This window comes from Catellatospora methionotrophica (assembly GCF_011297335.1).
Taxonomy (GTDB): Bacteria; Actinomycetota; Actinomycetes; order Mycobacteriales; family Micromonosporaceae; genus Catellatospora; species Catellatospora methionotrophica.
The window spans coordinates 1597244-1615292 of sequence record NZ_JAAOTJ010000001.1; the positions used below are offsets into that span (position 1 = coordinate 1597244).

The following is an 18049-nucleotide window of genomic DNA, read 5'->3' on the forward strand; positions in this document are numbered from 1 at the left end:
TGTGGCCGCATGGCGGGATGTCGAGTGGGCGGCCGGCGCTCAGGCGAAGCCGTGGTCGATCGCGACCAGGACCCAGCCGTCGTCCTGGCGCTGGTACAGCTGGCCGGACATCGCGCCATGGATTTCAAGCCGCCAGTCGCCGGGGATGTCGCGGGCGAGCAGTTCGATGTGAGCAAGCCGCTTGCGGGTGCTGTACGCCGACCAGACGCGCTGGCCGTCGCGGGTGAAGGTGACTCCGCCGAAGCCCTGCTCCAGTTCAGTTTCCAGCGGCAGGACGGTGTGTTTGCGGCCGTACGGGTAGCAGCCGAGGATGACGCTGCGCTCGGTGGTGTAGGCCGGGAGTGGGCCGGGGCCGTCGTGTCCGCAGTAGGACCAGCCGCGTCCGGTGCCGAAGCGGTTGCGGCGGATGCGGGTGCCTTTGCCGCTGCGGGTGATGGCGTAGACGTGGCGGTCGTTGAGGGCGGTGATCGTGAAGTAGCGCCAGCCGTCGTAGCGGCGGTCGAGGCGGGACCAACGCTGGCGGGCGGCGAGTTCGGGCTTGGTGGCGGTCATGTGGCGCGGTCTCCTTGGTCTCGGTGGTCTTGGTCTCGGCTGGTTGCTTGCTCGGTCAGCTTGCGATCTTCCCGTGCAAGCAACGCCGCGGTCATGCCGATGGGGTCCGGGTGTTGTCGCGGGCCTCGAAAGCGAACGGACGGGCCATTCGCCGTTCTCGTCGTCGCGCCGTGGTGCAGCTCGGCGGGCCTTGGCGGCGGACCTCTTGGCGCTGTTCCGGTCGGCGTGCGCCTTCTGGCAGGTACGGCAGTACCGGCGGCCGTTGCTGACGAGAGTGTTGGCCTCGTCGTACGGGTGGCCCTTCGGACAGTGCGTGCGGCGCGATACTCCGCCCCGACGTGTGTTCTCGGCACCGGGGACTGGCTCCAGGTGCTTGGGGTTGACGCAGCGGCGGTGCGGGCAGCTGGGCCCTGGTTCGCATGACAGGTCGCGGGTGTGGCAGAGGTGGTCGAGCGTCATGTTCTCGGGGATGGGGCCGACGAACTCGGTGTAGAAGGCGCGGTGTGCGAGGACGTGGCGGTGGCCCTGGTATCCGCAGGCTCCGTAGCCGGGCTCGGTGAGCTTGCCGGTCCATTCCCAGCAGCCGTTCTCCATTACGCGGATGCGCTGGATGAGGCGGATGGGCGCGGGGATCAGTCGGGAGCCGCCGTTGCTCTCGCGGTGCCAGGCGGTCAGGACGGGGGCGGTCGCGGTCATCGGTCCACCCGCCCAACCCGGTTGGCACCCACGATCAGGTCCCAGGCGTCGTTCGGGTCCTCGCCCTGCGCCTTGATGACGCCGTTGAGGTGGTGGTCGAACGTGAAGTCCTCGAAGCCGATCTGGCCCTGGGCATGACCGCCGTCCTTGAGGAAGTTGTCGATCAGGTACGCCATCCAGATGTGGGCGTCGTGGAACTTCTCCATGCCGTTCCACTCGATGCCGCGCCCGTCGGCGGTGGGCTCCCAGTCGCACCACAGGCTCGGCTGGCCCTCCGCGCAGCGGTTGTAGTCCGTGCCGCCCAGCTCGCCGTAGCTGTAGTCGCGGGTTGAGTAGGGGCCGTCGGGACGGTTCATCCGGCGCGACCGGGCGAACTCCCGCAGGAACTCGATCTCGGCGGGGTTGAGCGGCGGGTCGATGGCAACGGTGCCCTCAAAGTCGGTCGTGTAGCCCACGTGTGGATCTCCTGTCACAGCTGGGGGAGGTTGACGAACCGGACGTACTCGAACTGGGCTCCGGCGACGACGGCCCCGGTCTGGCCGCTGCGCTGCTTGGCGAGGATCACGTCGATCTCGTTGCCGCGAGGGGTGTCGGGGTCGTAGTAGTTGTCCCGGTGGAGCAGGATCACCAGGTCGGCGTCCTGTTCGAGCGATCCACTCTCGCGGAGGTCGGAGAGCTGGGGGCGCTTGTCGGTGCGGCCTTCGTTGTTGCGGTTGAGCTGCGCGGCGATGAGGACGGGGCAGCCAAGTTCCTTCGCGAGGAGCTTCACGCCTTGGCTGATCTCGGTGACTTCCTGCTGACGGTTCTCGGCACGCCGGCCGGTTTTGATGAGTTGCAGGTAGTCGATGACGACGAGGGCGAGCGGGCTGCGAGCGTGTGCGCGCCGGGCACGTGCGGCGATGATCGGCAGGGTCAGCGGGGCCGAGTCGTCGATGAGGATCGGCGCGTCGGCGACCTGGGCGGCAGCGCGGGAGATCTTCGTCCAGTCGGCGTCGGAGAGCTGCCCGCGGACGATGCGGCTGATTTCGATGCTGGTCATGGCGGAGTAGAGGCGGTGGAGGACTTCGGTCCTGGACATCTCCAGGGTGAAGATCGCGACCTGCTTTCGCTGGCTCATGGCGACGTCGCGGGCGGCCTCGATGCCCATGACGCTCTTGCCCATGCCGGGCCTGCCAGCCACGATGATCATCTGTCCGGGCCGGAACCCGCCGGTGGCGTCGTCCAACGCGTGGATGCCGGTGAGGATGCCCGCTCCCCTGCCGCCGTTGCGTGCCTCCTCGATCGCGTCGAGGCTGTCGTTGACCATCTCGGACACGTGGGTGAGTCCGGCCTGCTGCCGGTCGTCGACCGCGTTGGCGATGAGTTTGGTGGCGTGGGCGGGGAGTTCGCCGATTTCACCGTTGGACTCGTAGGCCATTTGGGCGATGCGGGTGCCGGCTTCGATGATGCGGCGGACGTTGGCGCGTTCGGCGACGGTTTTGGCGTAGTAGCCGATGCTGGCGGCGACGGGGACGGCTTCGACGAGGGCATGGAGGCCGATGGGTCCGCCGATGCGGGCGAGGTCGCCTGCGACTTGGAGGCGGGTGGCGATGGCGATTTCGTCGGTGGGTTCGCGGTCGGCCCAGGCTCCGATGATGGAGGCGAAGATGACGCCGTGGGCGTTGCGGTAGAAGTCTTCGGGGCGGAGTCGTTCGACGGCGATGGCGACGGCTTCGTGGTTGAGCATCATGGAGCCGAGGACGACCTGCTCGGCGGCGAGGTCGTGCGGGGGTACGCGGTCGTTCACCTGTGCTCCTGGATGGGGTTGAGTTCGGTGATGGTGGGGGTGCCGTGGGCGGTGCAGTCGTGCTGGGCCTGGTCGTGGTGGTCGCGGCAGGCGAGGCGGAGGGTGCCGCCGAGTTCGTTGATGGCTTCGGCGAGGAACACGGCCGCGCGCTGGCAGTAGTCGCACATCAGGCGGTTGCCCTCGTCGGCTTGAGCGGCCGGTAGTAGGCGGGCTCGGGCTGAGTTGACTGCTGTCGTGGTGCCACGGCGGCCACGTAGGCGTCTTGCCAGCCGTTGTCGGCGAGCCAGTTCGCGGCGAGCTTGGTGTAGTCGGGGTTGCGGCGCGGCCAGTCTCGGTAGCGGGCAGCTCCGGCGATGATCGCGTCGGGTTCGGCGCGCTTGATCGCCTTGGCCCATGCCTGACGCGCTTTGGCCTCGCCGTCGCTGAGCGGGTAGACGGCCCAGAATTCGTCGAAGCGGACGATGGGCGGTCGCGTTGATCCGGTTGATGGGGCAACGGTTCGAGGTTGGGCTGTCGGAGCAGGTTTCGCCGAAGGGGCTGCTTTGGCAGCGGCAGCGGCAGCGGCAGCGGCGACGATCGTATTGGTTGTACTGGTAGTACTGATCGTTCTATTGGGTCCAGCTCCTGGACTACCCCCGTCCAGCTCCTGGACTAGGGGTAGTCCAGGAGCTGGACTAGGGTGGTCCAGCTCCTGGACTACCTCAGCCTCCGAGTGGTCCCGCTCCTGGACTAGGCCGTCCAGCTCCTGGACTACCGGAGCACCGGCCGGAACCGTCAGCCGATAGCACGTCCGCTCCCCGTTCGCCCGTGCCGCAGCAACCTCCGGCCGGTCACGGACAACCCACTTCGTCTCCTCCAACGACAGCAGATGCTGCGCCACCGTCGACCGGCCAAGCCCCGTCTGGCGGGCCAGCTCGGTCAGCGACGGCGTGTGCCGCTCGGGGATCTCCGCCGTTGCGGCTTCGGCCATGTCGGAGAGCGTGAGCATGATCAGACGCGAGGGCGCGGGCAGGTTCGATGCCCTCACCGCCCGGTTGATCTCCCACTTTGTGGCCACTGACGCGCCCCACCTATCTACGTAACCCAACGCCCGCAGGCGGTAGGGTGTCTGAACAAATCTTATCAGGGTGTCTGCACAGATGGGACTCTAGGTGTCTGCACAAACCTTCTTGCCTGTACGCTGTGGGTGTCTCGACGACGGAGGTGGAGCTGTGCCGACACCCGGAACCCAGCGGGTAGCGATCCGCATAGAGGAAGACCTGTGGGAACGGTTCGGCGAAGCTGCTCACCCGAACCGGTCGACGGTGCTGCGTGAGTTCATCCGCTGGTACCTGACCGAGCCCGGCACGAAGCGCCCGACGAGGCCCCTGCGCGACTACCACGACGCGCCCGACCTGCCCGAGTAGCCCGTTCACCTGCTGGCCTTCTCGAACGACCGCAGATCCGTCCTGCCGACCCACAGCAGGATCAGGAACAGGTTGTGCGAGTGCGGGACAGTCCCCCGGCCGAGGCGCATGAACACGTCCTTGGACGCGATCCCCGACTGGCGGGCCACCTCGTTCCAAGAGATTCGCAGGCCACGGCGGCGCTGGTCGGCGGCGACGTAGATGGCCTCGGGGTCTAGCTGCGGTTGGCGCGTCATTGTGGTCACTGCTGCTCCTGCGGGATGAAGGCGAGATCGTGGCCGAGTAGTGCGCCCCAGCTGGCGAGGAAGTTGACGCCGGGGGCGTTGCGGCCGTCTTCCCATGCAGCGAGCTGGCTGTGCTTGCAGCCGAGGGCGACGGCGACCGAGTTGCGGGTGTAGCCGAGGCGTTCGCGTTCGGTTTTGAGGAAGTCGACGAGGGGCCGGACGGCTCCCATGTCGTCTGATGTGCGGGTCACTGTCTCCCCCTGGTGGTTTGTGGTGCGGGTTGGTTGGGGTGCCCGGCGCGGAGGGTGGCCGCGCCGGGCGGATCGGGTCAGGGGTGGGCAATCAGCGCGCACAGAGCGAGCCAGCTCCAAACCCGCCAGTGGAAGAGGGTCACAACGGCACCCCAGCAGCGAGGTGGGCTAGCAGCTGCTCGCCGATGTGCTGCGTGTAGGCCGGCGGAATAGCCTGCGACAGGCCGTGCTGGGACGCCCACGGCATCCCCATCACGTCACGCGACTCGTCGGGATAGCCCTTGTAGCCGCGGGTCATCTCACCTCCGCCGCCGTTGCCGTACACCCCGATGACCCGGCCTCGATACCTAGCGCACAAGCAGCCACCCGCGCCCATCAGGAACACGTTGGAGACGAACCGCCGGTGCCGCTTGAGCAGCCGGACCGTACCGTCGCGGGTTTTGGTGGTGAGCCCGAACTCGCTTCCACAGAGGGTGAGGGCACCGGGCATGTCGGCACCCTCGACGTTCTCGACGACCCACGGGCCACCCCATGTGGTGAGGCGTTCGATGGTGGCGTGCAACATCCATCCGGTGCCGTGCTTGTCGTTCAGCCCGGTCGACATGCTGGAGTGGTCCTGGCACGGCGGTGAGGCGTGCACGGCGTCGAAACCGTTGAGCGGCCACGTCATGGCGTTGCCGCGGTGGAACTCGTAGGGGTAACGCTTCTGGTGTTCGATGTCGATACCGACGACGTCGAAGCCAGCACGGTGATAGCCGACCGCGGCCCCGCCCTCGCAGCAGAAAAGATCAAGTAGCCGTGGCTTCATGCTGTCAACTCCTGCCCGTTAACCCGCCCCGCGCCGCCCTCGATCTCGCGGCGTACAGCCGTCACCCACACCTGTGACCGGCCGAGCCGCCGCGCGATCTCCGCGAACGGGGTCTCGTCGACGAGCAGCCGCCGGACGATCTCGACCTCCTCGACCCGCGTCAGGGTGTGGTCGTGGCCGGCGGCCCAGTGCTGGATCTGCAGTTCGTCCGCTGCCGGGTCGGAGCCGTCGACTGCGGGCATGAGGCACGGCACAGCGGCCGGGTCGTCGATGTCGTCCCACGCCAACGGCGGAAACCAGCCGTTGCGATGCGCCGTAGCCAGCGCGCTCGTACGGCCCCGTCCCACGGGCGCTGGCGTCATCGACAGGCGGTCGTACATCTCCTCGACGGCCACCGCGGTCTGTGCCCGGACGACAGTGCGACGCATCATCGCCCAGAGGTTCCGCACATCCCAGCCGATCTCCGTCGCCTGTTGGGCGAGGGACCAGCCGATAGCGCTTAGCGCCTCGATCCGTCGGCGGACACCCAGCGCATCCACGTCCCTCGTCGGAGCCTTGCTGGACTCGGCGACCGGGATCGCCAGGATGCGTTCCGCGGTTCCGGGCCGAACCTGTCTGGTGAGCCTGCCCCGCTGGCCGTACAGCAGTCTGGTGATGCACGCGCCGTCGACCTGTGCCAGTTCCGCCACGCGGCGACGCCCTACCCCCGCAGCCATGAGGCGGCGAACGTGCTGGCGGACGGGCTCAGCGTCGACGAACGGCTGCCAGCAGCCTTTCCGCTTCAGCCGGACGACCCGGATGCGGTATTGGGCGAGGCTGAAGCTGCACTTGTAGCAGCGGCAGGGGTTGCGGCTGTTCTTGTACCGGGCAGCGTTGTGGACCTGGCCGGTTTCGGCGCGAGGACTGCGGCTAGCCGTGGTGCGCATCGCCGCTCACCTCCGCCCGCGGCTTGGCAATCCGGGCGAGGGCTGTGGCGATGGTGTCGTCGAGCCACTGCGTGGGCCGCCACAGGTACACCTCGGCCCCGCCCGCCTCCAGCGTCCCGAGCCAGGTCATCTGTTCGGGGGTGGGTTGGAGGACGTCGTTTTTCAGCTCGGCGAAGATCACGCCGCCGGGTCCTGCGATGCACAGGTCAGGGAACCCTATGCCCGCAGACCGGCGTGAGTCGTAGACGTGGAACGCCAGGAGCCGGTGGTGCCGGGCGAGTTCGAGGATGGACGACTGGAGCATGGCCTCGGTCATGCCGGAGTTGCGCTGTCGGGGCGTCATGCCGTCACCTCGCGCGCCTCGACCGGTGTCCACGACCTGTCGGTGCGGGTCATGACGCGCATGCACGGAGACGCGTACGGCAGGTACCGCTCGGCCTCGGCGCGGGTGGCGTACGTCGCGGCGGGCCCGTAGCTGCGGTGCTCGGGGTTGCCGCAGTGGATTGCGTACTGGTCGTTCATGACGCGTCCCCGAGGTGGCGGCGGATGACTAGGCCGAGTTCTGCGGGAACATGGGGCAGTGCCTGGGTGAGGAGGTCGCACGCGGCGTGGTGCTGCTCGCGGGCTTTGGTGGCTGTGCGCATGGCGTCGACGACGAGCGGGGCGAAGTCCGCGCCGAGGGTCTGCAGACGGTTCATGCCGCCACCACCGGCAGCGACTTCGGGCACAGGCGGCACGGCTTGAGGCTGGCGACGACCAGCTTCTTGCCCGACGTACGCCACTGGTCGAGCTGCCACTGCGCGTACTCCTCATCGCGCCCGGACTGGCCGCACAGGGTCCGACCGGTCCGGCCCTTCACCGATCGCCGGCCGAAACGGGCCGCCTCGGTGAGGTCGCGGGAGATGTGACGCCTGGTCCGGCTCTCCGTCGTGCACCACTCATAGCCCTCGGGCAACGCGGCAGGCACGTCGGGCTGGACGGGCGCGGTGCTCATGGACTCGCGGCCAGCGGTGAATGCGGAGGAGAAGCGCGGCGGCAGAATGCCGACAACCACCAGCACGTCCAGTGCACGCCGAACGGTGACCGACTCGACGAAGGTGCGGTGCCGGGCGGGCTCCTCCCACTCGTACACCCGAAGGTCGTGACCCGCCCCGAACTCTCGCGCAACAAGGGTCACGTTCGGGCTGTCGGAGTCGTCGCCCTGGCTCCACTCCCGTGACTCCTGGTCGGTGACCACAGTGCGCCAGCCGCGGGCGCGGGCCCAGGTGAACGCCTCACGGAGCAGGGCGCGTTCGTCAGCGGTCAGCATCGGGCACCTCCACGGCTGCCAGGTCGACGAGTTCGAAGCAGGTTGCGGAGGTCTCGTTGAGGTACGCCGTCAACGGCGTCTGCTCGGCGCAGGTCATGAACACCCGCCCGTGCCAGAGGTGGGTGGGCTCCCCACAACGGAGAGCCCACCGGTCGGCCAGCAGCGCGGTCACGACGCGCCGCCGGGCTGGGCCGTCTCCGGCCACGCGAACTCGTCGAACGACGACTGCTCCGCCGCGATCGGCTCCTCCGGCACGGTCAGGCTGTCGATGACCCGGTTCGCCTCCGCAACCGTCAGGTGCTTCATCGAGTCCAGGTCACGGCCGATTTGCTGCACGATGTACGCGCGCCGCTCGTCGCCGGTCTTGTGCCCGGCCTCGGTCAGCTTCTTCTGCATCAGCCGCATCTGCGGGTCGCTGATCAGCGGCGGACCAGCCGGGGCCGGAGACACCGGGACCGCGCTCACCGGCACGGCGTCGTCCACGTCGTCGGTGTTGTCGACGAGCGGCGTGTCCGCGGTCGGCGGCTCGATGACCGGCTCCGCGACGGGCGGCGGCGGCTCGACGGGCTTGCGCTGCGCCCTGCGCTTTGGTGCGGCAGTTTCCGGCTCAGCAACTGCGGCTACTGGGGTCTCGGTGCTGTCGATGCCGTCCGCCAACTCCTCCGCCGAGTACGGCATACCGAGCAGCGCGTCGCCGCCGATCCACCGGCACACCTCCGACGTGGCGCGGGCGACGAGCATCGCGGTCGGCTGCTTGATCCAATTCTGCTTCCCGACCAGGCCCATCTGCTTCGCCCGGTCGATCGTCCACGCCGACTTCTGGACCTTGTCGGAGCCCATCCGCTGCCCGCACACGATCGCGCGGGTGGACGTGGACTCCTCGACCCAGATCTCGTGGCCCTGCGCCTGCACGACCCCGCGGAGGGCCTGGGCGCGCATGCCAGGGGTGCCCTCGATGATGTCGATGGACCGGAGGGCGGCCATCGGCTCCAGGCCGACTTCCTGGCCGGCGAGGATCGCGGCGGTGATCTGGGAGACGGTGATCTGCTGGGCGATGTCGGGGTCGGCATTGCGGCCCCGGAGGGACTGCGGGACGAACGCGGTGTTGGCGAGGCTCCGGGCGACCTGGTTGGCCTGCCGGGCGTCGTTGGCCCACTGGGTGAGCCGGGACGGCAGGGTCGGCATCAGCGGCTGTGCGTCGCGGACGTCGAGTTCGTTGTTCTCTTCACGGATCGCGATGGCGGTCATTAGAACGGGGGCTCCTCGTCAATCGGGGCGGGCTTGGCGGCCTGGGCGTCACGGGCGTTGCGGAGGTCGATACAGCGGGGCAGGCAGCCGTCGCCGTGGATGTCGCGGCATCCGTCAGGGCACGGCTTGGTGGCCATGGCGTCGGGCTGGGCGATGCGCGCCCACTCGGTGATCTCGCGGCTGTCGCCCACGTAGTGGTGCGTGGAGTTCAGGGCCGTAGCGGCGGCCAGCGCGAGGGTTGCGTGGATCTGGGCGGCGGCGAGGTAGACCGACGCATCGCCGCGAGCCTCCGTGTGGACGTAGGCGCGGGTTGCCAGCTCCTTTGCGGAGGGGTCGCCGTCACTGTCGTCGTAGCCGCCCTCGGGGTCGGTGAACGAGTCCATCGCGAGCGCGGTCAGGCGCTCGGCCTCCAAGTAGTGCTCTGCGCCGTTCATGAGGTGACGGCCTTTCCGATCAGAAGCTCGCGGCCGTCCTTGGCGCGGCGAGCAACAGTGGCGATGTGCTGGAACGTCTTGAACGTCTCCGGCCCGGCGTCGACGAAGTGCACGTCGTAGCCGTCAGCGCGGACGTGGACCGCGGCGGCGTGCTGGATGCCGAGCGATGCCATGGGGATCTCGGTGTCGCCGTCCATGTAGAAGTCGGCGTGCCAGTAGGCGGCGAGCTGGTAGGCGACCTCGGGCCACAGCCCGGACCGGGACGTCTTCGGGTCGAAGATGACCCGCAGCGGCGTACCTGCCGGGATGGTCTCGGCGAGCCAGGGGCAGTGCTCCGGGGTGATCGCCCACGGGGTGATCACGTCGGCGACAAGGTCGGTGGTGCCGCCGTACCGGAACGACCGCGACCCCACCCACCGCTCCACCAGAACGGGGCGGACCTGCCACTCGTCGAGGAACTTGATGTACGCCTCGACGTGCCCGGCGAGGTGCTCCTCGTACTCGACCTCTTCGCCCTTCACCAGGTGCTCGGCGTAGTCGTGGACGTCGGTGCCGCGTTTGCCGGCGGTGTTCCGGACCTGCTCGGGGATCACCTTGAGCGTGCGGACCAGTTCGTCGCGGCTCATGGCCCGCCACTCGTCGACCTTGTCGAGGTTGTCCGCGACGAACTCGGCGACCTTACGGGCGGCCCAGTTCACGAGGGCGGGCTTCGGCAGTCCGGCACCGATGAGGGTGGTTACGCCGTCGACCTTGATGCCGTCGATGGTGTAGCGGTGCCCAGTACCGCATTTGATCTTCTTGACGCCCTGGGCAGGCTCGGCAGGCTTCTTGGCGGCCATCAGAGATCAGCCGCCCTGCTGAACTTGAACTCCAGGTGCCGCATGTCGATCTCAGCGGGCGGGAGGGTGGTGTCGATGTCGCCGCTGCCCTCGGCGCGGCAGGTGCAGGTCCACAGTTTCGGCCAGCGGCTGTCGCGGAGGATCGTGTGGCCGGGGGCGAGACGCTGCGGGGCGATGGCGGTGGCGGTCATGACCGCGGCTCCCCCGTGATGGCTTCGGCGGTCAGCCGCTCGATGCGGTTCTCCAGGAACGTGTTCGCCTGGCGGGCAGTGTCGAGGTCGCGGCTGAGCTGGAGGAGCTTGTTGACCTTTCCTTGCACTTCGCGCTTCCATGCGTCGGCGCGCTTGGCCTCCTCGCGGCGCAGTTCCTGCTCCCGCGCCAGCTCCTCCTTTACGTGCCGGAGAGCGGCTTCGGCCATAACGGCGCGGTGACGCCAGCGGACGTGTAGGTTCCACGCCCCGGTTGCGGCCCAGCGGCGGATGAACCACAGTCGCCCACGGGTCTCGGAGGGGTCTTTTTCGGCGACGACGACGAGCCGTCCAGCGGCGGTCGTGTCGATGTTGAGGGTGTTCACTGGGCACCTCCCTTGCGGTTGTGGTCGTCGACCAGGGCCTGGTACTCGGCGTCGAGGTGCTTCGTGAGCCGCTGGACCGTGAGGTCGTCGCGGATCGCCCGCTCGGACGGGAGCGGCCTGCGGCGGTACCGGGGCCGGTCCGCGTAGACGACCGCGTCGGCCGGGTTGGCGCACTCGGCGCAGCGGCAGCCGTTGACGTAGTGCGGCTTCTGGCTGGCGTCGGCGACGATGTCCGGGCAGGCCGGGCCGTCAGCGATCTCGATCCCGGCGGCCTCGAACGTCTCGCCAGGCCCGGTCGTGGCGCGGATGAGGTACTTGTCGACGGCGACGATGAGCGCGCCCCCGGCGGCGAGGACGAGGATCACGGTTGCGCCGTTGCGGACGTCTTCGTTGGCGATCAGGTTGGCGAGCCAGTTCATGCCGTCACCTGGCCGCGCAGCTCGGCGTACGAGTGCGCGGAGACGAGGTCGACGACCCGGTAGTAGCCGGTCGGGGTGTCGATGCCGTCGCGTTCGGGCATGAGGTAGCCCCAGGGCTTCCACGCGAACTCGTCGGTCGGCTTCAGCAGCTCCCGCGCCTTGGACAGGGCGGCCTTGCGCTGGTCGGCCTCAGCCTGGCGGCGGCGTTCGATCGCCCGCTGGCGGCGGGCCTGGCTACGGCGGTAGTGGCTCATCGGGCACCCCGTGCCGGGAGGGTCAGTGCGATGACGACCAGCGCCCGTGCGAACCAGGACCAGTGCGGCCGGGCGTCCACGACGACTGCGAACCCGGACGCGCCCCCGTGGGGGTCCTTCGCGTGCTCACTGCGGAACGCGTGCGGCAGCGTGCCGATCAGCGCGAGGCCGAAGAGCAGCACGCCCCCAGCGATGAGATTCATGATCAGGTCACGGGTGTTCATCGGGAACCTCCCAGGTGGGACGTGTACAGGGTTTCGACGTCGGCGTGCTTGCCGCCGAGGACTCGGGCGCAGCCGATACACACGTGGACCTGCTGCTGGATGGCCTGCGTGCGGGTGATGACGTGGCCGCCGCGCGTGGGTTCGTTGCCGCACATCAGCGCGGCCTGCTTGCGGTGCCAGCGGGCGACGACGTGCGCTGGGGTGTAGCGGCTGAGGTCGCGGACCCAGAAGTGGATGTCGTTCACCACGCCTCCCCCATCACCAGGGCCCGGAGGCGGTCAGCGGCGGCCTGCGCACCGGGCTCGAACGCGCCGTCGTCGGTCCAGTCGGCGCGCATCCACCACAGCTCCCACTCGTCCGGCACGGCCGGGACGGGTGCGGTTCCGCCAACGAGTACGCCGTCGATTTCGAGGTCGACGTGTCCGTCGGGGTGGGTGGTCTGGCGCATCCGTCGGGCGGGTGGCTCGGGGAGAAGCCGAGAGTCAGCGCAGAGCAGGGCGTGGGCGGCGATCTCTACCTGGGTGCGGGTGGATGCCTGTGAGAGGTAGATGGTCACAGCACACCGCCCGCTCGCGCGCCGACAGCGCGGAGAACCGGCTCGTTGAGCTTCAGGACACCCTCGGAGTCACCGAAGCCCGGTACGTCGTACGTCGCGCGGACACACAGCCCGCCGACGATCGGCGACCGGTACTGGCGAACGGCGACGACGCGCCAGGTGAGGCCGTTGGGCTCGCCGTTGTGGGTGATGAGGTCGCCGGGCTCCAGGGCGTGGGCCATGACCGGGGAGAACAGGGTCGGGCCCATGCCGGGAACGTTGATCGTGATAGCCATCAGACCCACGCCCAATCGGGCTCGTTCGCGGGCTCCAGCAGGCCATCCCAGACCGGGCCGACCTCGTTCAGCAGCTCGTGCCAGGTGAAGCCGCCGTCGCCGGTGACGGGCTCGCCGTGGTGGTCGACGGGGTACCAGTGCTGGCCTGCGTCGGTGTCGACGCGCTGCCACTGCTCGTCGTCGCGGTCCCAGATCGTGACGAGGTCGCGGGGCAGGGCGTCGTAGTGGGTTTCGCGGTCGCCGCCGTGGGTGAAGGCCCCGCCGACGTAGTAGGTGTGCGCAGCGAACTCAGCCATCACGCACCCGCCTCGTGGTCCGCGCCGAGGTGCGCCATCAGCGACTCGTGCGCTTCTTCCTTGGAGTCGTGGCCGAAGCCGACGATGCCGCACGAGCACTTGCCGAGCCAGCCGTCTGCCCAGAGCGAGACGGACACGTAGCGATGAACCGTCGGCTCGTTCTCGGCGGTCAACTTCTTGACCGGTGCGGGCACCTCGACCAGCGGGGCCGGGGGCTGCGGCAGCATCGAACGGTTGACGTGAGGCCGGGTCCTTTCCTGGCGCTTCTGCACGCACGGCTGGCCAGGCGCTGCACCGCAGGCACACCGCTCGTACAGCAACCAGTTGGTGCGCGGCTCGTCCAGTACGGCGACGGTCACTGCGGGCATCGGCTGCGTTGCGGACGCCTCCGGCTCACCGTTGATTGCGCGGGCTACAGCCAGCGCCGCAGAGGTAGCAGGACGGAACCCGTGCTTCTCGATCTCGGCGACGTTCTCCAGCCAGTTGGCGACCAGCAGGGCCGTGTCCGGCTGCCACAGCAGGATGTGCTGCCGCTCGGCTGCGTTCGGCCAGTACTCGGCCTGCGTGCTGCCCTTCTTCGGGGCCTTGATGAGCTGGAACTCGCCCACCACCCCGCCGCGCAGCTGCCACGACATGTCGTTGTTGTCCTCGGTCCACGGCGTGGCCTGAACGCCAGCGCAGATGGCGCGGATCTTCTTGGCTGCGGCGCGCAGTTCCTCGGCGGGCGTCATGCCGACACCTGCGCCGTCTGGCGCGGACGCCACGAGATCGGCGCGACAGCACAGAACACGTCCAGCACCACACCCGGCAACAGCGAGTGCATCGGCAGCGCGTCAGCGTCGAGCTGGTAGTTGCTCTCCGAGCGGTACGTACCCACCCCGAGCATCGCCGCCCACTCATCAACCGCATCCCGGCTGGCCATGACCAGGCCAACACGCGGGCGGCGAGTCGAGAAGACAGTGACGTGCGTCGGCGCGGGCAGACCCTCGGCGGCGACAATGGCAGCCACGGCCGCCCGCGCATCGGTTTCAGTGAACGACGGCGTTGCCGTACGCTCGATCAGAGTTGTGGTCACGGCATTTCCTCTCGCGTGATCCGGCTGTTGCTGGAGGCCTCGGACGGTTGCGTCGTCCGGGGTCTTCCTCGTTCTTCAGGTCTTCGGGGTAGCCCGCTGGCCGGTCAGGTTGGCGTCCGTACGACCGGCGGGCCGTCCGCGGCTACGGGGAGGCCGCGGAGTTCATGCCGCCTTCCGGCGGGGCTGCCGCGCCAGCGGCGCGGGCCGGTCCTGCTGCATCGCGGCGGCCCGTTTCCGGGCGTTGATCGCGAGCTGGATGTCGGCGAGGGTGTTGAGGAACCTCTCGGCGACGGGCGAGCCGGGCTCCAGCGGGGCGACGGTGCTCATGCGGTCACCTCGGTTCGCTGCTTGCTCAGGTAGTTGAGTGGGTGGATGCCGGGAAGCAGGTCCATCGCGGCGTCCAGGAACGGGATGCTCACCGGGTAGTCGTTCGTCCGGTATGAGGACCAGGTCGTGGGGTGCAGTTCGAGCCGTCCGGCGATCTCGTACTGCGGCAGGTGGCCGAGTGCGTGCCTCCGGAGCAGGTCGTCGAACGCGCTGGTCCGGAGCCAGAGCTTGCGGGTTCTCTTTGCTCCCATGGAAAGAACGCTAGCGTCCCTCGGGAGGGAATGCAATTGCATCTGCGTCGTACGAACGGTCAGTTTTGCGAGTGAGGGATGAAAGGTTTCCTCACGTGGAAACGACGTGTACCTTTCTATCTATGCGTTCCCCCACGCTCGGAAGCTGGCTGCCATGAACGCCCTGCTCACGGATGCGGTACCACGGACCGGGAGTCCGTCGCGGTCCGGCGATCTACTCCGCTACTCTTTCCACGTGAGCAAAGATGATCGTGCCGTTGCGCAAGAGTTCACCACCTTCGCCGAAGCGCTGACCTACGCCGTAGCCACCTACTACGACGGCGTCGACAAGGCCTTCGCCGACGCCGCAGGCATCAGCAGCAGCGCGGTCAGCCGCTACAAGACAGGCCAGACCCCGCGCCCGGAGACCATCGAGAAGATGGCCCCCTACATGCACATGAGCGTCCCCCGCCTCATGTCCCTGGCCTACCCGCGATCCGTCGAGTCCGGGACGAACCTCGACACCGTCGCGCACCCGCTCGTCGTCACCCTCAACCAACTCATCGGACCCGACTCGCGGATGCCGGCAGACGAGAAGGCCGCCCTCGAAGCGGTCATCACGACCGTCCTGGCTCCATACAAGAGACACCTACGGACGCGCAAGACTGCCTGACTGCGACCACACCTACGTAGGGGTCCACCGTTTGCACATGAGTAAAGACGTGAACGGTGGGTTACCAAACGATCACGGACGCCGCTAGCGTTCAAAGCCTGCTCGTGACGGAGGATGAGACGCCACGAGCCACCTGGGCCAACCCCGCGCCAACGAGCCGGGGAACTCAACGTGGAGGCGTCTCATGGGGAACGAAGCCAAGCTCAAGCTGAACTCGTCACGCAAACGCGTCATCAACCTCCTCGCCGCCGGCGCGGTCACGATGCTGATCCTCGGGTATACCGCCGACCGGCTCCTCGACGGGGCACCGCTGCACCAGGCCGTGTGGCTCGTCGCGTTCGGGAACATGGTCCAGTGGTGCGGATACCTTGCGACGACGTTGCGCGACGAGATGCGCCAGGACCAGCAGGAGATGCGCAAGGAACTCGTCGCGACGCTCCGCGAGACGATCCGCACCGAGGTCGCCCAGCTCCTCGCACCGATCGACAGCAAGATCGAAGAGATCGACGCTGACGTCCACTCCTACGGCGACCAGCGCGAAGCCGCAGGTATCGCCCTCGCCGCGAAAATCGTCGGACAGCGCGGCAACACTGGCGGACGGCACCTCAACTTGGTGGACTGACACCATGCCCGCCCGCAACCTCCGCGCCGTACCCGACCAGCCGTCACGCGTCGTCTGCTACGTACGCGTGTCCGCGCTCATGGGCCGCGGCGGCGACGACTTCCACTCCCCCGACGTCCAGCTCGGCGGCATCAGACGACTGATCACCGGAATGCGCGAGGTCGCCGTCATCGACGACATCGACCAGACCGGCCGGAACTTCAACCGCGAAGGCATCGACAAGATCCGCGCCATGGCCGAGGCGAAACAGGTCGACGTCGTCGCCGTCTACGACCTGTCCCGCGTCGGCCGCAACGCCAAAGAAGCCCTCGCATTCATCGACGACCTCGCCGCGCTAGGCGTCGGCGTCATCTCCGCATCCGAGAACATCGACACGACCACCCCCGCTGGTCGGCTCATGCTGCAGCAGTTCCTGAACCTGGCAGAGTTCTACTCCAACATCATCGGGAAAAACTGGGCCGATGTCATCGCCCGCCGCGCTGAACAGGGCCTCGGGCACGGGCAGCCCACCGGCTACATCCGCAAAGATCACGCCCTGCACGTGCACCCAGTTGACGGGCCTGCCATTGCCCAGGCTTTCCGTGACGCGGCAGCAGGTGAACGGATGAGCGTGATCGTCCGCCGCCTTGCCGAGGCGCTCGGCAGGACCGTATACCCGTCGGTGCTCCGGCAGCAGCTCCGGAACCCGACCTACGTCGGGAAGGTCGTCAACAACGGGGCGGTCTTCGACGGCAAGCATGAGGCGCTGGTCACGCCCGCAACGTGGGAGTTGGTACAGAAGCGGATGGCCCGCGAGGCGACGATGCCCGCGCGGCACCTGGAGCCGACGTGGTCGATGGTCGGGTTCACGTTCTGCGAGCAGGGCCACGCCGCGTACCGGCACACGAAACCCGACACGAAAGGCGGCCCGAAGGTTGACCGGCTGCTCTGCGGGCACCGGCAGTACTCGACTGGCTGCAACATGGGCCAGCCGCGGCTGGCGGAGGTCGAGGAGTGGGTGCTGGACCAGGTCGCGGAGCATGTGCGCCTGCTGGAGGACGATGTTGCGGCGCGTGAGGCGCGGCAGGTGCGGCAGACGTCGGCGCGGGTGGAGCGGGCCGGGCTGGAGAAGCAGCGTGACGCGGTTCGTACAGCGATGGTGAAGATCACGAAGCAGTGGGGTTTGGAGCAGGTCGACGACGCGACGTACCAGGCGACGATTGCGGACTACCGGGCGTCGGAAGCCTCCTTGTCGGAGGCGCTGGCTGCGGCCGAGACGGTGGTGCAGTTGCCCTCGCCAGTCCAACTGGCGGACGCGGGAAAGAAGCTGCTGGCGATGTGGGGGGACATGACGGTGCCGGAGCGGAACAGGGTGCTCGGTACGGTGGTGGAGAAGGTCGTCATTCATCGGCCGAAGCGGTGGCGTGAGCCTGCCGCGGACCGTACGCAGGTGTTTCTATACTGACAGTTCGCGTGGCGTGACCGTGGTCGCGACGCCGATCTGGTTCAGCGCGGCGATCACGCCGAGGCCGATGATGAACACGGACGCGGTCGTGGCCAGGATGCGGCCGTACGACAGGCCGCCCAGCGCGCTGCCGATCAGGTCCTTGACCCAGGAGGCGATGGCCGCGGCCACCACCACGATGACGATCGCGACGAATGCCTTGGGCAGCCACGACACCACGGCGTTGATCAGGTCGGAGACCGGGTTGGGCCCCCAGATCCCGAACGCGAGCTGCAGCGTGAACAGCAGCACCGCGTAGTACGCCAGCCGCGCGACCAGGTCGGACGGGTCGACGCCGCCGCGGGCCAGCGCGGCGGTCACCCCGCCGCGGGCGGCGAGCTGGTCGAAGCGCACCCGTTCGAGGCCCTTGTCGGCGAGCATGCGGATGCCGCGCGCGACGAGCCAGCCGACGAGCAGGATCGCCACGAAGGCCAGCGCCTTGGGCAGGAACAGCGCGACCGAGCGCAACGCGTCGGTCATCACCTCTCCGAGGTCCATGGGCTTCTTCCTCTCCAGGGGGGAAACGAGGGGGTTTCGGGTCCAGCTCGCTCATTCCCCGCCG

34 protein-coding genes and 1 pseudogene are annotated in these 18049 nt (G+C 68.4%); 4 read left to right on the forward strand and 31 right to left on the reverse strand.

The window, feature by feature from the left end; genetic code table 11:
- Positions 1-39 precede the first annotated feature (39 nt).
- The 5 genes from HAV40_RS07035 to HAV40_RS07055 all read right to left on the reverse strand — a co-directional run bounded on the left by HAV40_RS07035 (position 40) and on the right by HAV40_RS07055 (position 4091).
- A complete protein-coding gene (locus HAV40_RS07035) occupies positions 40-552 on the reverse strand; it encodes a hypothetical protein (protein WP_166379915.1) in 513 nt (170 codons plus the stop codon).
- 692 nt (positions 553-1244) lie between these two features.
- On the reverse strand, positions 1245-1703 hold the full coding sequence (locus HAV40_RS07040; protein WP_166379916.1) for a hypothetical protein: 459 nt from the start codon (positions 1701-1703) through the stop codon (positions 1245-1247).
- Positions 1704-1717: 14 nt separating this feature from the next.
- On the reverse strand, positions 1718-3034 hold the full coding sequence (dnaB, locus tag HAV40_RS07045; protein WP_166379917.1) for a replicative DNA helicase: 1317 nt from the start codon (positions 3032-3034) through the stop codon (positions 1718-1720).
- On the reverse strand, positions 3031-3201 hold the full coding sequence (locus HAV40_RS07050; protein ID WP_166379918.1) for a hypothetical protein: 171 nt from the start codon (positions 3199-3201) through the stop codon (positions 3031-3033). Before HAV40_RS07050 ends, dnaB begins: the two co-directional genes overlap by 4 nt.
- Positions 3201-4091 (reverse strand): ArsR family transcriptional regulator, encoded by an 891-nt coding sequence (locus tag HAV40_RS07055; protein WP_166379919.1) that lies wholly within the window; start codon positions 4089-4091, stop codon positions 3201-3203. The genes HAV40_RS07050 and HAV40_RS07055 overlap by 1 nt, the downstream gene beginning before the upstream one ends.
- A 154-nt stretch (positions 4092-4245) precedes the next feature.
- Here HAV40_RS07055 and HAV40_RS07060 point away from each other — a divergent pair, with 154 nt between their 5' ends.
- Positions 4246-4440, forward strand: a complete 195-nt coding sequence (locus tag HAV40_RS07060; protein ID WP_166379920.1) for a hypothetical protein — start codon at positions 4246-4248, stop codon at positions 4438-4440.
- 5 nt (positions 4441-4445) lie between these two features.
- Here HAV40_RS07060 and HAV40_RS07065 read toward each other — a convergent pair whose 3' ends face one another.
- The 25 genes from HAV40_RS07065 to HAV40_RS07185 all read right to left on the reverse strand — a co-directional run bounded on the left by HAV40_RS07065 (position 4446) and on the right by HAV40_RS07185 (position 14730).
- Positions 4446-4685 carry a hypothetical protein gene (locus HAV40_RS07065; RefSeq protein WP_166379921.1) on the reverse strand — a complete coding sequence of 80 codons (240 nt, stop codon included), beginning with the start codon at positions 4683-4685 and terminating at the stop codon, positions 4446-4448.
- Complete coding sequence (locus tag HAV40_RS07070; protein ID WP_166379922.1) at positions 4682-4915, reverse strand: helix-turn-helix domain-containing protein; 234 nt, start codon at positions 4913-4915, stop codon at positions 4682-4684. Before HAV40_RS07070 ends, HAV40_RS07065 begins: the two co-directional genes overlap by 4 nt.
- A 139-nt stretch (positions 4916-5054) precedes the next feature.
- On the reverse strand, positions 5055-5723 hold the full coding sequence (locus HAV40_RS07075; protein ID WP_166379923.1) for a DNA cytosine methyltransferase: 669 nt from the start codon (positions 5721-5723) through the stop codon (positions 5055-5057).
- Positions 5720-6649: a hypothetical protein gene (locus HAV40_RS07080; protein WP_166379924.1), complete on the reverse strand. Its 930-nt coding sequence runs from the start codon at positions 6647-6649 to the stop codon at positions 5720-5722. The genes HAV40_RS07075 and HAV40_RS07080 overlap by 4 nt, the downstream gene beginning before the upstream one ends.
- Positions 6633-6992 carry a VRR-NUC domain-containing protein gene (locus HAV40_RS07085; protein WP_166379925.1) on the reverse strand — a complete coding sequence of 120 codons (360 nt, stop codon included), beginning with the start codon at positions 6990-6992 and terminating at the stop codon, positions 6633-6635. The genes HAV40_RS07080 and HAV40_RS07085 overlap by 17 nt, the downstream gene beginning before the upstream one ends.
- Positions 6989-7171 carry a hypothetical protein gene (locus HAV40_RS07090; RefSeq protein ID WP_166379926.1) on the reverse strand — a complete coding sequence of 61 codons (183 nt, stop codon included), beginning with the start codon at positions 7169-7171 and terminating at the stop codon, positions 6989-6991. The genes HAV40_RS07085 and HAV40_RS07090 overlap by 4 nt, the downstream gene beginning before the upstream one ends.
- Positions 7168-7347 (reverse strand): hypothetical protein, encoded by a 180-nt coding sequence (locus tag HAV40_RS07095; RefSeq protein ID WP_166379927.1) that lies wholly within the window; start codon positions 7345-7347, stop codon positions 7168-7170. Before HAV40_RS07095 ends, HAV40_RS07090 begins: the two co-directional genes overlap by 4 nt.
- Positions 7344-7958, reverse strand: a complete 615-nt coding sequence (locus HAV40_RS07100; protein WP_166379928.1) for a hypothetical protein — start codon at positions 7956-7958, stop codon at positions 7344-7346. The genes HAV40_RS07095 and HAV40_RS07100 overlap by 4 nt, the downstream gene beginning before the upstream one ends.
- On the reverse strand, positions 7945-8130 hold the full coding sequence (locus HAV40_RS07105) for a hypothetical protein (RefSeq protein ID WP_166379929.1): 186 nt from the start codon (positions 8128-8130) through the stop codon (positions 7945-7947). Before HAV40_RS07105 ends, HAV40_RS07100 begins: the two co-directional genes overlap by 14 nt.
- Positions 8127-9206 carry a hypothetical protein gene (locus HAV40_RS07110; protein WP_166379930.1) on the reverse strand — a complete coding sequence of 360 codons (1080 nt, stop codon included), beginning with the start codon at positions 9204-9206 and terminating at the stop codon, positions 8127-8129. Before HAV40_RS07110 ends, HAV40_RS07105 begins: the two co-directional genes overlap by 4 nt.
- Positions 9206-9640 (reverse strand): hypothetical protein, encoded by a 435-nt coding sequence (locus HAV40_RS07115; RefSeq protein ID WP_166379931.1) that lies wholly within the window; start codon positions 9638-9640, stop codon positions 9206-9208. The genes HAV40_RS07110 and HAV40_RS07115 overlap by 1 nt, the downstream gene beginning before the upstream one ends.
- On the reverse strand, positions 9637-10479 hold the full coding sequence (locus tag HAV40_RS07120; protein ID WP_166379932.1) for a hypothetical protein: 843 nt from the start codon (positions 10477-10479) through the stop codon (positions 9637-9639). The genes HAV40_RS07115 and HAV40_RS07120 overlap by 4 nt, the downstream gene beginning before the upstream one ends.
- Positions 10479-10670: a hypothetical protein gene (locus HAV40_RS07125; RefSeq protein ID WP_166379933.1), complete on the reverse strand. Its 192-nt coding sequence runs from the start codon at positions 10668-10670 to the stop codon at positions 10479-10481. The genes HAV40_RS07120 and HAV40_RS07125 overlap by 1 nt, the downstream gene beginning before the upstream one ends.
- Positions 10667-11053: a hypothetical protein gene (locus HAV40_RS07130; protein ID WP_166379934.1), complete on the reverse strand. Its 387-nt coding sequence runs from the start codon at positions 11051-11053 to the stop codon at positions 10667-10669. Before HAV40_RS07130 ends, HAV40_RS07125 begins: the two co-directional genes overlap by 4 nt.
- Entirely contained in the window at positions 11050-11472 is a 423-nt protein-coding gene (locus tag HAV40_RS07135) for a hypothetical protein (protein WP_166379935.1), read from the reverse strand. Before HAV40_RS07135 ends, HAV40_RS07130 begins: the two co-directional genes overlap by 4 nt.
- Positions 11469-11726, reverse strand: coding sequence for a hypothetical protein (locus tag HAV40_RS07140; RefSeq protein WP_166379936.1), 258 nt, complete (start codon positions 11724-11726; stop codon positions 11469-11471). Before HAV40_RS07140 ends, HAV40_RS07135 begins: the two co-directional genes overlap by 4 nt.
- Complete coding sequence (locus tag HAV40_RS07145) at positions 11723-11950, reverse strand: hypothetical protein (RefSeq protein ID WP_166379937.1); 228 nt, start codon at positions 11948-11950, stop codon at positions 11723-11725. Before HAV40_RS07145 ends, HAV40_RS07140 begins: the two co-directional genes overlap by 4 nt.
- Positions 11947-12195 (reverse strand): hypothetical protein, encoded by a 249-nt coding sequence (locus tag HAV40_RS07150; protein WP_166379938.1) that lies wholly within the window; start codon positions 12193-12195, stop codon positions 11947-11949. The genes HAV40_RS07145 and HAV40_RS07150 overlap by 4 nt, the downstream gene beginning before the upstream one ends.
- Positions 12192-12398 (reverse strand): hypothetical protein, encoded by a 207-nt coding sequence (locus HAV40_RS07155; RefSeq protein ID WP_166379939.1) that lies wholly within the window; start codon positions 12396-12398, stop codon positions 12192-12194. The genes HAV40_RS07150 and HAV40_RS07155 overlap by 4 nt, the downstream gene beginning before the upstream one ends.
- A 104-nt stretch (positions 12399-12502) precedes the next feature.
- A complete protein-coding gene (locus HAV40_RS07160; protein ID WP_166379940.1) occupies positions 12503-12781 on the reverse strand; it encodes a hypothetical protein in 279 nt (92 codons plus the stop codon).
- The gene (locus HAV40_RS07165) at positions 12781-13077 is read right to left on the reverse strand and encodes a hypothetical protein (RefSeq protein ID WP_166379941.1); all 297 of its coding nucleotides are present in this window, start codon (positions 13075-13077) and stop codon (positions 12781-12783) included. The genes HAV40_RS07160 and HAV40_RS07165 overlap by 1 nt, the downstream gene beginning before the upstream one ends.
- On the reverse strand, positions 13077-13808 hold the full coding sequence (locus HAV40_RS07170; RefSeq protein ID WP_166379942.1) for a hypothetical protein: 732 nt from the start codon (positions 13806-13808) through the stop codon (positions 13077-13079). Before HAV40_RS07170 ends, HAV40_RS07165 begins: the two co-directional genes overlap by 1 nt.
- The gene (locus tag HAV40_RS07175) at positions 13805-14152 is read right to left on the reverse strand and encodes a hypothetical protein (protein WP_166379943.1); all 348 of its coding nucleotides are present in this window, start codon (positions 14150-14152) and stop codon (positions 13805-13807) included. Before HAV40_RS07175 ends, HAV40_RS07170 begins: the two co-directional genes overlap by 4 nt.
- A 162-nt stretch (positions 14153-14314) precedes the next feature.
- Positions 14315-14479: a hypothetical protein gene (locus tag HAV40_RS07180; RefSeq protein ID WP_166379944.1), complete on the reverse strand. Its 165-nt coding sequence runs from the start codon at positions 14477-14479 to the stop codon at positions 14315-14317.
- Entirely contained in the window at positions 14476-14730 is a 255-nt protein-coding gene (locus HAV40_RS07185) for a hypothetical protein (protein WP_166379945.1), read from the reverse strand. Before HAV40_RS07185 ends, HAV40_RS07180 begins: the two co-directional genes overlap by 4 nt.
- Before the next feature lie 154 nt (positions 14731-14884).
- Between HAV40_RS07185 and HAV40_RS07190 the strand changes: the two genes are divergently transcribed.
- The 3 genes from HAV40_RS07190 (at position 14885) to HAV40_RS07200 (ending at position 17448) form a co-directional block, all read left to right on the forward strand.
- Positions 14885-15382 (forward strand): helix-turn-helix domain-containing protein, encoded by a 498-nt coding sequence (locus tag HAV40_RS07190; RefSeq protein WP_166379946.1) that lies wholly within the window; start codon positions 14885-14887, stop codon positions 15380-15382.
- A 184-nt stretch (positions 15383-15566) separates the two neighbouring features.
- Positions 15567-16004 carry a hypothetical protein gene (locus tag HAV40_RS07195; protein ID WP_166379947.1) on the forward strand — a complete coding sequence of 146 codons (438 nt, stop codon included), beginning with the start codon at positions 15567-15569 and terminating at the stop codon, positions 16002-16004.
- Between the two features lie 4 nt (positions 16005-16008).
- Positions 16009-17448 carry a recombinase family protein gene (locus HAV40_RS07200; RefSeq protein WP_166379948.1) on the forward strand — a complete coding sequence of 480 codons (1440 nt, stop codon included), beginning with the start codon at positions 16009-16011 and terminating at the stop codon, positions 17446-17448.
- 12 nt (positions 17449-17460) lie between these two features.
- Here HAV40_RS07200 and HAV40_RS07205 read toward each other — a convergent pair.
- Positions 17461-17985 (reverse strand): annotated as a pseudogene (locus HAV40_RS07205) (membrane protein); the annotation flags it as partial.
- Positions 17986-18049: the final 64 nt, after the last annotated feature.